A 15,964-nucleotide genomic window follows, 5' to 3' on the forward strand; every position below is an offset into this window, starting at 1 on the left:
ATTAATGTTTTCGTTCCATCTTCAGCCACTGCATGTACTTCTAAGAAGTCATAGTCTGTCTCAATTTCATACAATGATTTGTAATCAAATTTTGCATTTGTTGCTTTTGTTAAATCAAATACAGGTGTTTCTAATGTTGTATGAAGGTCGTCACCTTTTGTACTATAGTAGTACTTCTTACCAAATGCAGGCTGAATTCCTTTTACATCTTTATCTGGTAAGTTCACGCGAATCAGACCAGGACGAGCTGATTTCGTTACACTTTGATCTAAGTATGTTGCATAACCAATTCCTCGGTTTAATTTCTCGTAATCTACTTCCACAATATTCGCCCAGTTACCGCCAATTGTTTTTTGGAAGAACTCTTTGTTTTGTGGAGAGAAACTTGTTGGTGTCGTTCCAGCAATTTGACCTGCCCAGCTACCGCCACTCATAATAGACCATGATTGAACTGGCTCGCCGCCACCAGAATACTTTGTATCATACTCATCTGGAAGACCTAAATCATGACCATATTCGTGCGCGAATACACCAACTGCTCCATCTTCTGGCTCAATTGTGTAGTCGAATGCTGCCATTTTACCGCCCCAATAAGGAACCTTCGCTTTCGTTCCTTCTACTGCGTATGGTTTTGGTCCAATTGTCCAGCGGTGAGACCAAATTGCATCGTCACCTAATTTACCGCCACCAGCTTCTTGTCCAACACCCGCATGAATAACCATTAAGTGGTCAACCAAACCATCTGGTTGATTTTTATTACCATCTTGGTTTACATCATATTGATCAAATTGATCAAATTCTGATAAATCAAGACCGCTATCTACCGCTGCTTTTAATGCATCTTTGATTAGGTCACGAGGTCCTAATGGTCCTTTATTATCATGACCACCACTTGCAGCATCTGCACCATAGTCAGCCGCTTTACCTGGAACTGTTAACCATTTTGTAACTGTTCCATCTACTGTATAGCTGCCACCAGATTGTTCTTCATAATATTTCTTAAATGTTTCAATCTTACTTCCATCTTCTAATGCAAATGGTTCGTCACCAAATAACATTTTTTGATAATGCTCCTGATTGAAATCACTAGAATACATATAACCAGGTTCTTTATCGATATTGTTATGCTTAAAGTCTGCATACTCTACTAGTAAAACTAGTACTTTATCTTTACGAACTTCTCCGTTATACTCTTTTGCCTTTGCAGGAGACGTTGGTACTTTACCATTTAAAGCGCCTCTAACTGGCCCTGTTCCAGCACCATTACCATTTGCTGGCTGCTCTAATTTTTCTTTCGTGTCAGCTTTTGCATCTTTCACCTTCTTCAAGAAATCAGATGCTTCTTTTGTAACAGAATCCCCATTTGTTACTTCTTTGCCAGACTTGTCACCCTTCTTTTTGTCTACGTATTTTTCGACAGCTTTCTTTGTTTCTTCTTTTGAAGCTGAAGGATTAATTACCCCACGTTTTTTAAGAGCATCAGCTAAACGCTCCTCTGGAATTAAATGATCATCAACTGGGCTTGTCGGTGTTTTGATAGGTGTTTCCGCATAAGCAGACTGAGTTCCAGCCCCAAATGAGCAGCCTAAAACAGCTGCTACAGCAAGTGTTGATAACACTTTGAATGGTTTCTTTTTCATCCCCATTTCCTCCCCTAATAAGAATATGTACTAATATTTAGATAATAATAAAAATTCAGTAATCTTGCAATAATTTGTTCTTTTTTGTGTTGTTTTGTAAAGTTTGTAACATTTTTGTAAAAATTCCATATTCTTTATAGAAACACCTAACAATATATCAGTTATTTCTGAAGATATTGATAATTTTCGATAAAACTATTACAATTTCTTTATAGAATGACAAGATAGTAACTTCTTCATTGGTTTTACCTACAAAATATACAATAAATTAACATTATTTTTACCAAATTAACTTTTCAAAATATTATAATGTGTTTAAAAGATAATTTGGTACGATTCATGACATGACAATAGAACATTAGGGAGGAATACATTTTGTACAAAGACAAGGCAGATACGCTAGATCAGGATTGGATTGATTTAATGCTCGAGGCTCTAGATGCGGGAATCACGATTCAAGATATCGAACACTTTTTCCAACGTATGAACCAACCTACCGGGAACTAGCAGCGCGTTCTTTTTAACGAAATTTGTGTTATACTAATGACATCATAAGCCTATTACATATTTACAGAAAGGTGCGCAAAAATGATAGGAGAACGTATAAAACGCCTTCGTTTACAAAGAGGGATTTCCTTAACAGAACTTGCTGAAAAAGCCGGTGTTGCAAAATCTTATATCAGCTCGATTGAACGTAATTTACAAAAAAATCCTTCCATTCAATTTCTTGAAAAGATCGCAAATGTTCTACAAATACCAATGGATACGCTACTCCATGATGAATCAGCAGCCGAAAGCCAATTAGATTCGGAATGGACACATCTCGTCAAAGAAGCGATGAGCTCTGGTGTCTCAAAAGAACAATTTCGCGAATTTCTAGAATTTACAAAGTGGAAACAAAATCAGAAATAATGTATACGAGAGAGAGTGCGTACTGGGGAGCACTCTTTTTTTATTTAAGAAAAAAGCGGGGAATCTCCCCGCTTTTGTTTAACTTCCTTATTTCTCTTCGCCTTCAGTTTGGTTTGCATTAAATGTCCATTTTAAGTTTAATGCATCGCCTTGGAATTTATTTTGGTCTTGTCCATTATCTTCGAATTCAAATTGTACCCATAGGTAATCTTCTGTTCCAGCTTCTAAGCCACCATTTTCACCCCACTCTGGAGCAAAGATGTCTTTTGCTAAAACATCTGGATCTACTTTCTGTAAGTCTGCTAAAGTTGTTTCATATACAGGTTCACTTTGCTTATCCCAGTTCCAAAGGAATTTTACTTTAATGTGTTCACCGAAATCTTCCCCAGCATTATCACCTTTCGCATCTGTTACTGCATATTCCGTTGCTAATTTCACATCTTTAATTGCTAATGAACCGCTGTTCTTTAATAAGAACTCTTTCTTAACAGAATCGCCTGGTTTAAGATCCTTAATATCTACAAGTACTTTAGGGTCCAAAGTAAGATCTAATGTACCCGCTGCAAACGTATTGTCTGATACTTCTTTGTCACTAAAGTAAGCGAACGTTCCTCCACCGATTAAAGATAATCCTAATGCTGCTGAAGCGACTCCCATACCCAATTTTTTCTTTAAACTCACTTTAATTCCCCCTAAGCTTTTTTTATTGTTATCTCTTAATGATTGGATAAGAGGTATAACTAATAGAACGGTTGTTACTTTTTCTATAGTCTATATATGTACAATACCCCTTGAATTTATCTGTTCTTTAAAAAGCTACCTTATGTTCATTATAAAGAACATAAGGTTGTAATTGCAACCATAAAATAACATTAATTTATTTCTAAATTTTTTACAGAATATTCTAAATTCAATATTTTCCATAATTAGTAACGAGCTATTCTTCTAAAGTGAAACTTTAGTGAATGGATTTCTACGAATCCTTAAAAACTCAATCTTTCCTATACTTCATTTGCATGTACCTTTTATAAAAATAAAGCCCAAACCCTACTAAACCAATTCCTATTAAAATCATACTACTTTGCTGCGCACCTGTACGTGGCAGCTGCCCGTTACTATCCGTAGGAGGTTGTGTTTGATTGCTTCCTGTTTCATTTTCTGTACCTACACCATCTCCGTTTGGCTCTTCCGCATAGAAAATAAATTTCACTATTGTTTGTAAACCTTGATACTCATTTCCTAACTCTTTAGGAACATATACCATATAGATAAGCTCATCCATTTTATCAACTGCTAATGTACGCTTTTCCATACTTTGAAGTTCTTTTAGACTCCCCTCGTATAGCAACTTCTGTTTATCTTTTACAGTGATCTTAAGAGCTTCATATAATTTTGTAGATCCCTCTGAAACCTCGCTCTTTATACTGTATGATAATTTCTTTGTCCCTTCATTACGAATACGTATGCTTCGCTCCGCCCAGTCTCCTGGTTTCATATTTGTAGCGTGAAATAGTACTTCTTTTGGATCAAGACTTATATCTATTTCTCGTCGCTCCTCCGCATACACTCGGTCAATATTTTTTGTCATACCAATGAATACTATTAAAATCAGACATGCACTCATAATAAATAACCACTTCTTATTCATCTGCATCCCTCATATAAAACGAATTGCTATGAAAAAAGGCAGGAAAAAATCTACCTTTCTTCCATCAATTCGATTATTTTTCTACTTCATATCCATTTCAACTTAGAATTGACTTTGATTTTGTTCATTGTCTACAAATTCATATTGTACATAAAATAATCCTACTACCACTGATGCCCCTAAATTACATTTTTCATGTTTATACCTACATTTCTAGAAAGGAAAACCAAAAAAATTATTGGTTTTCCTGTACAGCACTTACGTCTTGTTGTTGTACTTCTTCGTTCTTCTCTTCAGATTGTTGTAATGCTGGATTACTTTCTTCTTTTTGCTCAGTTTGATTTGCCTGCTCTTGTTTAGATTTTACTGGTTGCTTTATTTCTTCTTGTTTCTTTGACTCTTTTTGTTCGGTTTGATTGACCTGCTCTTGTTTAGGTTTTACTGGTTGCTTTGTTTCCTCTTGTTTCGTTTGTTCTTTTTGCTCAGAAGGAGGTATAACCTGTTCCTGCTCTGTTTTTTTAACCTGTTTCGCTTTTTCCTCTTCTATTTTCTTTTGCAACGTTAGAATAGATTCTTCTATTTTCGGTACCGATATTTTCTTATCAACATTATCCTTCATACTCTTTACCTTAGTAAAACCGGCTTGTACATATTGAAGCACTTCTTTACTTGAATCGCTCTCATGTTTTTTTACATTTTCTACTGATTTCGTATGATAATCTTCTATTTCTGTATATATGCGTTGCAATGCTTCACGTTCCACTTTCACTTGTTCAAGCTGCCCTCTCCACTCTTTCACTTGTTGTTCAAGTATTTCTACAGAATCAGCTTTGATTTCCTTACGCATGCCTTCATCTACTTTTAAAATAGCACTCTCATGCTGCTCCGCTTCTTTCACCAAATTATCAATCGTTTTTGGAAATACAATTGCAGTTGAAATCGTAGACTGTATTTTTGTCTCACTTACAAAAGCGGCCTCCGTATATGTAACTACTTGTGATCCCATATAGAACGCCATTGAACACATACAAGGCAACATAAGCATTATTTTTATTTTTTTTGATGATTTTAGCATTCCAACCTCTCCCATTACTCGTATCTCATTCTTTATAAAGAACATATTCTTATTATAAAGAATAGAATTCGAAAATCATAGAAATTTTCACATTTTTGCGACATGTAACTTTTTGTATACTGAAAAAATCTAACTCTATTGATTCTCCTTCTATTTTCATATGGCATAGTAAAAAAATGATACATATAGTAAAACAGGCTACCAACTTGATAGCCTGTTTATATCATTATTTCTCTACACCAGCCGTTTGCAGTGCATCAAATGTCCATTTCAACTCAAGCGTATCCCCTTGAAATTGATTTTGGTTTTGTCCATTATCTACAAATTCGAACTTCACTTTAAATGTATCCTTATTTCCCGCCTTAATTCCCTTCTCATCTACTCTTTCAGATAGGGCATCATTATTGACTGGTACAGATGGCTTCCCTGTTAATTCAGATAATTTCTTTTCTTTTATAATCGCATGCCCCTTGTCCATATTTCGTAAAATCGTTACTTTAATATGGTCACCAAAATCTTCCGTATTATCACCTTTCGCGTCTTTCACGCTATATTCAGAGTATAATAAAACTTTTTCAATATCTAATGTCCCGCTATTTACTAATTCAAAATCGCGAATGATCGTATCTCCAGGCTTAAGATTATTAACATCAATAATTGCTGTTGGATTTGCAGTTAAATCCAGCTTCCCTGACGCAAATGTATTATTAGAGGCTTCTTTATCGCTGAAATAAGCATATGTGCCTCCGCTAATTAATGCAGTTCCCATAATTGCCGATGCAATCCCTATTCCTAATTTCTTCTTTAAAGTCATGTCCATATCCCCCTATAATATCTATGTATTTATAATCCCTAAAATAGAGAAAATAACGATATTATACAGATTGTCCAACATCCGTAGATTTATTTTTCTTTTCATTATCAATGCTGCGGATTGCGCTAAAAATAGAAATGATAGAATACATAAGTAAGCATACTCCTGGAATAATTAAAAGTAAGGCAGCTCCTGCTTTTGAACTTGCATAATTCAATACATATCCCACATATGGAACTGTAATATCACCATATTTCCCAATCACATTTTCAGCTAATACCGGCTTTAAATCCGGGCCATTATTATTGTCACCTTTTGTTTCATACATGACTTTTCCATTTATATCTTTCACACCAATAATACGGTGAGTGACAACTTTATTCTCATCTTCTTTAAAAGTAATGACATCACCTTTTTTATATTTCGATCCATCTTTCGTTGGTTCAATCGCAATAATTGAACCAGTTAAAAATGTTGGTTCCATCGATCCAGATAGTACTGTTTTAAATTGATATCCCATTACGGTTGGAACCCCACCACTCGCTTTTGATGAAATAACAACAAAAGCTAAACAAACCATGAGCGCAAATAAAACAAATGAGATAACGTTGCTAATAATCTTCCAAACTAGTTTCATCCGTATCTCCTCCTTTTTATTATGTATATGCACGTAAAACTAGGATATCCTAATTCGTTCTTAAAAGAGAACTTAAATCCATACTATAATGAACATCAAAAAAACGCAATAAAAATAGGCAATTATTCATTGCCTATTCTCCTTCTGAAATTGCATTCTTTTTCGATCGTCTTACCATATACAAAGCAATTGTCATGAAAGCAATAAATCCAACTCCAATACTTACCATCAACCCAATTGGATACGTAGGCTCGGCTGGCTGTATCTTTTTCTGAGGCATTACAAATGTAACATCTTCTTTAGAAAGAACATTAATACTTTCAATTGTTTGATTATTTTTGGTCACATCTACTGTCCCGATGACATCTCCGCGATGAATTCCTTTTTGATATAGTTGTTCCTTATTAACCGAAGCCGCTCTAAAAACTGTTTTCACATTCTTTCCTTCATCTTTCTTTAACATCAATTCTGCACTTTTCTCAAGTTCACAATCTATGTTTTTATCTAGATAAGATGCTTTCTGATGCCAATTATTTTTATCTAGCACCATTTGCTTTGTGAATTGCGAGAAAGAATGATCCGCAATTTGACGCATATCTTCATAGATTTCCGGTCTTTGTGATGCCATCACAACATTAATAATACGATTGCCATCTTTCTCATTTAATAATACAAGCGTATTGCGAGCCTCATTTGTAAAACCAGTTTTCCCACCAATGTTGTATGGGTTTTCAAAATAGTTTGCCTTATTAAAAATGGGCACCGTTTGCCTAGATGTAGTAACCGTTGTCCGTTTCGTATTCATAGCTTGTAAAATCTCAGGATATTTCTGAACTCCCCTTGTAATCATTGCCATATCATATGCTGTCGTATAATGATTCGGGTCATGTAACCCATTTGGCGTTATAAAATGGCTATCCTTTGCTCCTAACTGCTTCGCTTTCTCATTCATCATCTTCGCAAAGTTCTCGATACTGCCTCCAATACGTTCACCAATCGCATATGAAACATCATTTGCACTCAGTACCATTAAAATGGTAAGTGCTGTATTCCGATCAATCGTTTCTCCCACTTGAAACTCAATTTGATAATTACTCTTTTCCTGATCTAATGCAGGTTGTGAGAACGTAAACTGCTCCCCCGGTTTCACATGCTCCATTAATAAAATGGCAGTCAACACTTTCGTCATACTTGCCGGGAACGCACGTTGATTTGCATTTTTGTCGTACAAAACATCACCCGTTTTTGCATCGATTGAAACCGCAAACTGACCAAATACATTTGGCCCTTGACCAGGTGCTGCTGGTGCTGGTACCGGTGCTGGCGTAATACCCGTTTCAGCGTACAATGTCATAGGCGTTAAAATGAATAAACAAATAACCATAATAAAAACCGAAATCTTCTTACAATTTACCATATGACTCTCCCTTTTCTATTCTCTGTTTGTCATATATACCAATATTTTAATCAATTGGTTATAAATTGGTATTTAATTGGAAAAATATTCACTATTTTTCACTATATCATAATTTTACAGAAAAGAACATAATCATACGCGTAAAATAAGAAGGACTCATTCTTTCTGATCCTTCTCATTTGCCAATAAATCTATTAAATTACTCCCTGCTTCCTCTTCTGTAATCTCATCCGTCATTCCCATAAATGACCATCCTTTTGAATCCACCCACTCAATAAACTCATCTAAAAACTCATCATGAGAGACATCCACGTCAAGAATCGCACCATTAATTGAAATCGTTCTATTTCTAGGTACACGCACCTTGAAAGATTTTCTTACCATTCGTATATGCTCCTTTAATCTATGAATATTTATTCTCTATTTCTGTTATATACTATTTACATACAATTGTAAAAAGAATATCCTACCAAAACAACGATAAAGTAACGATTTATTTACTATATCGCTTTATGTAATCATCATATATTAAAGTTTAGGAAGAAATAATAGAAGAAATACGTTCTTTTCTTTCATCATACTTTCAATGATCCCTTCTAAAAAGTTTCCTATTCTATAAACCATCCTATACACTTCTCATTTTAAATCGTATATATTCGTTTAAATATTGCAATGAAAAACTATTGTAATGTGGCACTTCGTTCTGTATAATCAACTTAACAGAATTATCAGACATAAAACAACATCAATATTTATTACGATCCCGTAGCTCAGCAGGGAGAGCGCCACCTTGACAGGGTGGAGGTCGCTGGTTCGAACCCAGTCGGGGTCATACGTGTAGAAACCGTGTCAAATCAATATTTGATACGGTTTTTTCTTTTATAAACTCATAGCCTAAAAAAGGTTTGGTCACAAATTGGTCACGCTTGTTTAATTTTCTGTTCTTACAGTTTGGAAACAATGAAAAATGCAAGTTTGCTTTTAACGATATATCAACTTCGCTTAACATTTAATTTAAGAAATCCCTCATCACATTAATATAGAAATGGTAAAATAATGTATATAATTTAAAGGTTACAGTATCATTTACAGTATCATTTAAATTATATACTACTACATTTTCTGCAAACTAGTTTTAGGAGGGACAGAAACTTGAGTGAAATTCAGGCGCGTTCAAGAAGCATTCGAGAAACATTAGGAAATACAAAATACGGCATTGATTATTATCAAAGAGAATATCGATGGGAAACAAAAAATATTCGTGAACTACTTGAAGATTTATCTAACAAGTTCTTAAATAATTATGACCCCAAACACGAACCAAGAGAAGTGGAGAAATACGAAAATTATTTCTTAGGTTCCATTGTAATTAGTAATAAAGAAGGGAAAAAATATGTAATTGATGGTCAGCAAAGATTGACCTCTATTTCATTGATTTTGATTTTCCTTCATAACATTCAAAAACAAAGTATTCATCGAAGAGTGAATGTAAGCGAACTTATTTTTTCAGAAAGATTCGGAGAGAAATCTTTTAATATTGATGTAGAAGAACGTACCCCTTGTATGGAAGCTTTGTTTAATGAGCACCACTTCGATTTTGAAGGTAGCTCTTCAGAATCGGTTCGGACAATTGGGGCTCGTTATGAAGATATTAAACATCATTTCCCAGATGATTTACAAGGTGATGCGTTACCTTACTTTATCGATTGGATGATAAATAAAGTTATGATAGTACATATTGAAGCAGATAACGATGAGGATGCTTATACAATTTTTGAGACAATGAATGATAGAGGGTTAAGCCTTAATCCAACTGACATGCTCAAAGGCTATTTATTAGCAAATATTAGAGATAATGAAGCAAAAGAAAGAGCCAATACTTTATGGAAAAAACGAATTTTGGAACTAATTGAAAAAGGGAAAAACGAAGAAGTTGATTTCTTTAAGCATTGGTTCCGAGCAAAATTTGCTCAGAGTATACGTGAACGCGGCAAAGGAAAAGAAAATAAGGATTTTGAGAAGGTTGCTACTTCTTATCATAAGTGGGTCCGTGATAATAAAGACAGCTTATCTTTGCATACAAGTCAAGATTTTGAAGATTTTATTACAAAACAATTCGATTTTTATTCAAGACAATATTTAAATATTTTAAAGGCATCGGTTACTTATACAACAGGACTTGAGTATGTTTATTACAATAACCATAATAATTTTACGCATCAGTACCATTTATTACTAGCACCACTAAAAGTAACTGATACACAGGATATTATAAATCGTAAAATCAATTTAGTCGCTTATTATATTGATATGCTCATTGTTAATCGCTTTATCTCATTTTCAACATTAAACTATTCATCTCTTGCTTACACGATGTATAACTTGACAAAGGACATACGAGACAAAGATTTAGATGAACTAAAAATAATATTACAAGAAAAAGGGAACGAAATTAATAAGCTAGAAAATCTAGAATTTTTTTACCTTCATCAACAAAACAAAAAATATGTCCATTACTTACTCGCTCGCATAACGCATCATATCGAAATAGAAAGCGGGATAGACTCTAACTTTAAAACGTATGTAACTAAAGAGTCTAAAAATCCCTTTCAAATCGAGCACATTTGGGCAAATAAATTTCAACGTCATACACATGAATTCAGCAACGAAACGGATTTTCAAAATCGTCGCAATCATGTTGGAGGGCTTCTCTTGCTTCCTAAAAGTATTAATCAAAGCTATGGTGATAAAGAATACTTTGTTAAGGTCCAGCAATATTTTGGACAAAACTTATTAGCTAAATCCCTTCATAAAAATTGCTATGAAAATAACCCTAACTTTTTAAGATACATAAAAAATCATAATTTACCTTTTAAACCATATGCTACATTTAATAATAATGAATTAATAGAACGTCAAAAGCTATATAAAAAAATTGTCCAACAAGTTTGGAATTTAAATAAAATTAATGATTTTTAAATTGCTAAGGAACCTTAATTAATTCCTATTACATTTTTCAGATGAATTATTAAGCCCTTAAATGGAACCTATATTTCTGCTACTTTTGTTCATTTTAAGAATAGCCTCTAAGTTTTCAAAACCAGTCTAAATTTCAAATAGTTTAGGCTGGTTTTTTATAAAATCTTAATATCAAAAAACAAAATGCAACATCTCATTTTATTAAACTCCCCATCATCTCAGCAGCTTCTTTTTGAAGTGTTTGACCTACATGGGTATATCTATTCATGGTTGTTCTTATATCTGCATGTCCCAATCTTTCAGAAACAACTTTCATATTGATTCCCTTTTCCATTAACAATGTGGCATGGGTGTGCCTAAGAGAGTGAAATGTAATACGTCGCACCCCAGATTTTTGTATTATCAAATCCATATTTCTCCCTATATTTCTAGGATTAATAGGGGTCCCTTTACTTGATGAAATCACTAAATTATTCTCAGAAAATGCACCTTTTAGCAGGCACTCTTTATCATTAAACCTCTGTTTTATAGATTTTAATTCTTCCATTATATTCTGAGAAACCTCGACACTTCGTAAAGAATTTTCAGTCTTTGCACCTATCTCAAGTTTTTTTCCATCGTTTGTTAAAATCTGTTTAACATAAATCCTACTATTTTCAAAATCAACAGCATCCCATCTCATACCTAAGATTTCTCCCTTACGTAATCCAGTAGCTAGCGCTATCAAATACACTGCATAATAAGGGGACGTTCTCGCTGTAGCTAAAAAAGTTTTTGCTTCTTCTTCAGTCCAATAGGATGTAACAGTATTTTTTTCTTCTTGTTTTTTTAGCTTTTTTGCAGGATTGTGTTTTAAGTAGCCCTCTTCTACCGCAAAATTTAAAATTAATTTTAAAACAGCAATCTGTTTTGAAATATAGTTCTTGGAATATCCTTTTTCATACTTTTCATCGACAAAAGAATTTAGCAATCTCTGATTAACTTTCGAAATTTTTATATTTCCTAAATAAGGTAGAATATGTGTATCTAAAACTTGATTATAGGTTTTATAAGTAGAATATCTTATCTCACGCTTTCTACGTTCTAACCATTTGATGGATACTTCCGAGAATAACATCTTGCTAGGTTCAATGAATGTCCCTTTATTCAGTTGTGAAATAACTTCATTTAAGGCTGCCTGCGCGTCTTGTTTTCTTGGAAACCCACGCTTCCTTTTTTGTTTTCTTTTTCCATTTGGCTGTATACCAATATCAACAACAAAATAATAAGTACCACTTTTTAAATCTTTCTTTACACTTCCTCTCATAAGTACCTCCTCTATAAAAAATTCTTTACACTTATTACGCCGCACTTCCTTTATGCCATCAAGGCTAAATATTTTCCATTTTCAACTAGCATTTTTTTCAAGATGCATTATTTTTTTCTAACCATTTAATTAAATTGGGTTTATAAATTATGATTCTTCGACCGATTCTTTTGGTAGGGAAATCTTCTGATTTAACAAGTTCATACGCCTGTTCTCGTCCTATTCCTAAAAGTTCTTTTAATTCCATAACTGTTAAAATATCAGGAAATGATTTTAATTCCTTGGTACCTTCTCTCATTTTAAATTTCCTCCCTCTAACCATTTAATAAATTTTTCTTTTGAATACAGATTAATATCTTCTAATTTCATAGTTTGAAAGTCATTTGTTTTTGTTAATTGATAAGCTTGTCTTTGTCCGATTCTTAATATCTGCTTTATATGTAATGGCGTTATATATTCAGGTAAATCTTTTATTAGAAGCAAGATATCCCCCCTATTAATATTTTATTCTCCTGTAATTCTTTGTTATATTATTAAGCTAAAACACAAATTCTTAAAAATCGAGTTTGAATATTGAAAATTTTTATGGTATGTATGTCGAAAAGTTTTTTTATCGAACATAATCATGTCGAATTTTGATGTTTATTTTTCCAAACAAATCCTTAAACGCTCAACCATTTATTCATAATTTTTTTCGAGATACATACCTTGAGAATGTAGGGAAAAACAACAAATAATATTCGAGGTGAATAATAAAAAACATGCCAAAATTCGGAATACAATCAATAGAACAATTACCAGATAAGCGCAAACGAAGAAGATTGTTTTCATTTTCAGATACCATGGGAAATGATAAAGAAATACTTTTAAATTTACTAAATGAGAAACTTGGAGACTATTGTGCTAAAGAAGTACCTGTTCCTAAAAACATCAAAAATGTCGATAATTTCTCTCACAAATGGGACCTTGGTGTTTTCTATCAATCCATCAAAGAATTTTTAGGAGATTCTCTAAAAGTGGAAGATAAAAATAACATTCTATACGTTGGTGATATAGATACTTTCATTCCCTTTTGTGGACATTTTCTTGTAATAGATGAAAAAACATCTATTACAGGATTAAAAGCAACACAGTTGTTATCCTATCTAACATTGGCTAACCAACACGATATCACTATTTGGTGCCTAATCGGTGTAACCCAAGACACAAAAGATAACCTAAATTTGAATGAGAAATATAAACTCTGCGTTATAAAATCATTTGGACGATATGAGTTATTTGAAGGAAGTTTAGAAGACGTACTAAATTATTTTCAATTATGGCTTAAAGAGTGTTGTAAGAATCCGAAAACAAGCACCCTGCCCTATTATGAAATTACTCAACAAATATTGAGTGATGTGACTAATGATGAACAATACACAAACTTATCGTTTGAAGTTGAAATTAACAAACACCTACAACAATTCGGGAACGAGGATGACCAAGAAAAGAACGGTAATTATAACTAAGTTAACATCACAATTAAATATATGGTGTAAAACAAAAACGCTAGGGATTACCAAAATCCCTAGTTTTTTTGTAATGTTCTCTATTCAATTTCACTTGATACTTTCGACATCCTCTAGTTCGGTTTTAAAATTTTTAATTATTATATCATATGATTTTTCAAATTTCGGTATTGAATTCGTAAAATTCAGAATGTAGAATAATAAAGCAACTGACAAACTTAATTTATAAGGGGTGGATACAATGTATTTTGTTAACGATAAACATAAAGAAAACTATGATTTTTTAATGAGAACATATCATTTAACTAGAGAAAAAGCTGTTGATGTCCAGTACGAAGCAAATATATACATCGCAGCTTATCCTGCGATATATGAATGTATTGATATCAATACATTAGATGCATCTTCTGGTCCGTTATTTATGCTTACGTACTGGGATGAAGAGGAAGAAAAACATCGTATAGATGCAGCTGGTTTGACTGGCTCTACAAGACGCCTTGTTGAAGTTGGCTTATCACTTTATAACGGCTATAAAATAAGTTTAGATGATGTATTTAGTTCAATCTTATCTGAGGAATTAATAGCAGTATTTTTCCAAGCTTGTAAAATTAGAGGTCGTTGTTAAAACAACATAAGAACATACACTTATATAACCATAAAGCTATATGATTTTAATTTTTTATAAAAAGAGGAATAAGAACGAACATCAAAAAAAATAAATATACAACAAACTAGTTCCCCTTCATCATTCGTATATCACATTTTAAAATACAAAAATAATTAGAAGTTGATGTATACACCACACTAGAAACAATTGATTGTGTAAAAATATCTCTGGCTTCCCTACATATTTTAATTGGAGTCCATGGGGAACCCAATAGAAAACAATTAATTTATAAACTATATATCACACCATTTAAAAGAATCCTCTAAAAACAAGGGACTCCTAAAAAAGAATTTATTTTAGGAGGAATTAAATATGACAATAAATGATTACAATCGCATTCATGAAAATGAAGTAATCATTAGTAATGACGAATCCAGTGTTACAGTAAAGGATAAGAAAACAGGAGAAATAAGAGTATTACGTCTGATTGACTTAAATGAAAATGAAGTAAAAGATAAATCCTTAGCTGAAAGCATTAGAAATTACTTCAAACGTTTATCAATAAGAGCATCAGATGAAAGAGGGTCCTACTTTATGGCAATAACAAGCTCTAATTTAGAATTAAAAGACCGCTTAACATTAACGGATAGACGATATATTATGATTTTAATGTTATATGCACAATTCGATGGAAAACCCTTTTCTAAAAGTGGAGAACCGCTTGCAAACAAAGAAATTGCAGAAATATGGAGTATAGACGAAGTGAATGCTTATAAAAAGCTAAAAAAATTTTGTCAAATAGGTATTATTAAACAAATCAAAAATCCCAAAGACAAAAGGAAAGCAAATTATGTTTTAAATGATACATACTATGTGATGGGCAAGTTGAAAGCTGGAGATAAAGATAAATTCGTTAAAATTTTCCAAAATAAACTCCAGCAAACTATAAGTAATTTACAAAAAATAGAAGAAATTGAAAATAGAAAAAGAAAGAAGCCAATTTACATTAAAGATGTAATCGGCATTTTACATGCTGTTATACCATATTTTCATTATGAAACTTATTATTTAGTTAAGAATCCTGATGAACCAATCACCAATCCAGATGAAACCGTATTAGATGCATTAGAACGAAAACCTAAGACATTAAAGCATTTAACCAAAAGTGAAATTGGAAGAATATTAGGTCATAAGAATGCAGATAGAGCTACAATCACGAGATATTTTAATTTATTACAAGAAGCGGGAGCTGTAATGGTGACAAAAGCAAAAGGAAGGGCTAGATACATCGTGCATCCTGATTTAATGTTTCGCATAGATTCTGACGGTAACGATGAATACACAAGACATATCCGTGTTCAATTTGGACAACATGATTAAGAGAGGATGTCTTTCTTTAAATAAAATAATTTTCTAAAAAA

At 32.9% G+C, this 15,964-nt stretch carries 17 protein-coding genes and 1 tRNA gene; 7 read left to right on the forward strand and 11 right to left on the reverse strand.

The window, feature by feature from the left end:
• Window positions 1-1,640 (reverse strand): immune inhibitor A domain-containing protein (locus CN373_RS11180; protein WP_098359350.1); only part of this gene is annotated, 1,640 nt, incomplete at its 3' end.
• Window positions 1,641-2,015: 375 nt separating this feature from the next.
• On the opposite strand from CN373_RS11180, the gene CN373_RS11185 reads away from it, so the two are divergent.
• Window positions 2,016-2,147 carry an anti-repressor SinI family protein gene (locus CN373_RS11185; RefSeq protein WP_098359351.1) on the forward strand — a complete coding sequence of 44 codons (132 nt, stop codon included), beginning with the start codon at window positions 2,016-2,018 and terminating at the stop codon, window positions 2,145-2,147.
• 81 nt (window positions 2,148-2,228) lie between these two features.
• Complete coding sequence (locus CN373_RS11190) at window positions 2,229-2,552, forward strand: helix-turn-helix domain-containing protein (protein ID WP_098359352.1); 324 nt, start codon at window positions 2,229-2,231, stop codon at window positions 2,550-2,552.
• 87 nt (window positions 2,553-2,639) lie between these two features.
• Here the strand turns inward: CN373_RS11190 and calY are convergent, their stop codons facing one another.
• The 7 genes from calY to CN373_RS11225 all read right to left on the reverse strand — a co-directional run bounded on the left by calY (window position 2,640) and on the right by CN373_RS11225 (window position 8,527).
• Window positions 2,640-3,233, reverse strand: a complete 594-nt coding sequence (calY, locus tag CN373_RS11195; RefSeq protein WP_098359353.1) for a biofilm matrix protein CalY — start codon at window positions 3,231-3,233, stop codon at window positions 2,640-2,642.
• A 310-nt stretch (window positions 3,234-3,543) separates the two neighbouring features.
• Window positions 3,544-4,200, reverse strand: coding sequence for a TasA family protein (locus CN373_RS11200; RefSeq protein WP_098359354.1), 657 nt, complete (start codon window positions 4,198-4,200; stop codon window positions 3,544-3,546).
• Between the two features lie 235 nt (window positions 4,201-4,435).
• On the reverse strand, window positions 4,436-5,275 hold the full coding sequence (locus tag CN373_RS11205; RefSeq protein ID WP_240519108.1) for a DUF4047 domain-containing protein: 840 nt from the start codon (window positions 5,273-5,275) through the stop codon (window positions 4,436-4,438).
• Between the two features lie 226 nt (window positions 5,276-5,501).
• Window positions 5,502-6,089, reverse strand: coding sequence for a TasA family protein (locus tag CN373_RS11210; RefSeq protein WP_098359356.1), 588 nt, complete (start codon window positions 6,087-6,089; stop codon window positions 5,502-5,504).
• Between the two features lie 61 nt (window positions 6,090-6,150).
• Entirely contained in the window at window positions 6,151-6,726 is a 576-nt protein-coding gene (gene sipW, locus CN373_RS11215) for a signal peptidase I SipW (RefSeq protein WP_098359357.1), read from the reverse strand.
• Window positions 6,727-6,859: 133 nt separating this feature from the next.
• A complete protein-coding gene (locus tag CN373_RS11220; protein ID WP_098359358.1) occupies window positions 6,860-8,143 on the reverse strand; it encodes a D-alanyl-D-alanine carboxypeptidase family protein in 1,284 nt (427 codons plus the stop codon).
• Window positions 8,144-8,299: 156 nt separating this feature from the next.
• Window positions 8,300-8,527, reverse strand: a complete 228-nt coding sequence (locus tag CN373_RS11225; protein ID WP_098359359.1) for a hypothetical protein — start codon at window positions 8,525-8,527, stop codon at window positions 8,300-8,302.
• A gap of 375 nt (window positions 8,528-8,902) precedes the next feature.
• On the opposite strand from CN373_RS11225, the gene CN373_RS11230 reads away from it, so the two are divergent.
• Window positions 8,903-8,975: transfer RNA gene (locus tag CN373_RS11230), tRNA-Val, on the forward strand.
• Between the two features lie 320 nt (window positions 8,976-9,295).
• Window positions 9,296-11,122 (forward strand): DUF262 domain-containing protein, encoded by a 1,827-nt coding sequence (locus CN373_RS11235; RefSeq protein WP_098359360.1) that lies wholly within the window; start codon window positions 9,296-9,298, stop codon window positions 11,120-11,122.
• A 193-nt stretch (window positions 11,123-11,315) separates the two neighbouring features.
• Here CN373_RS11235 and CN373_RS11240 read toward each other — a convergent pair whose 3' ends face one another.
• From CN373_RS11240 to CN373_RS11250, 3 genes are all read right to left on the reverse strand, one after another.
• Window positions 11,316-12,428, reverse strand: coding sequence for a site-specific integrase (locus CN373_RS11240; protein ID WP_098359361.1), 1,113 nt, complete (start codon window positions 12,426-12,428; stop codon window positions 11,316-11,318).
• Between the two features lie 97 nt (window positions 12,429-12,525).
• On the reverse strand, window positions 12,526-12,726 hold the full coding sequence (locus tag CN373_RS11245; RefSeq protein ID WP_001206689.1) for a helix-turn-helix domain-containing protein: 201 nt from the start codon (window positions 12,724-12,726) through the stop codon (window positions 12,526-12,528).
• The gene (locus tag CN373_RS11250) at window positions 12,723-12,911 is read right to left on the reverse strand and encodes a DNA-binding protein (protein ID WP_098359362.1); all 189 of its coding nucleotides are present in this window, start codon (window positions 12,909-12,911) and stop codon (window positions 12,723-12,725) included. The genes CN373_RS11245 and CN373_RS11250 overlap by 4 nt, the downstream gene beginning before the upstream one ends.
• A 278-nt stretch (window positions 12,912-13,189) precedes the next feature.
• Between CN373_RS11250 and CN373_RS11255 the strand changes: the two genes are divergently transcribed.
• From CN373_RS11255 to CN373_RS11265, 3 genes are all read left to right on the forward strand, one after another.
• Complete coding sequence (locus CN373_RS11255) at window positions 13,190-13,936, forward strand: hypothetical protein (protein WP_098359363.1); 747 nt, start codon at window positions 13,190-13,192, stop codon at window positions 13,934-13,936.
• 241 nt (window positions 13,937-14,177) lie between these two features.
• A complete protein-coding gene (locus tag CN373_RS11260; RefSeq protein WP_078178757.1) occupies window positions 14,178-14,561 on the forward strand; it encodes a hypothetical protein in 384 nt (127 codons plus the stop codon).
• A 354-nt stretch (window positions 14,562-14,915) separates the two neighbouring features.
• Entirely contained in the window at window positions 14,916-15,923 is a 1,008-nt protein-coding gene (locus CN373_RS11265) for a hypothetical protein (protein ID WP_098359364.1), read from the forward strand.
• Window positions 15,924-15,964 lie beyond the last annotated feature (41 nt).

Source organism: Bacillus cereus, assembly GCF_002561295.1.
Taxonomy (GTDB): Bacteria; Bacillota; Bacilli; order Bacillales; family Bacillaceae_G; genus Bacillus_A; species Bacillus_A cereus_S.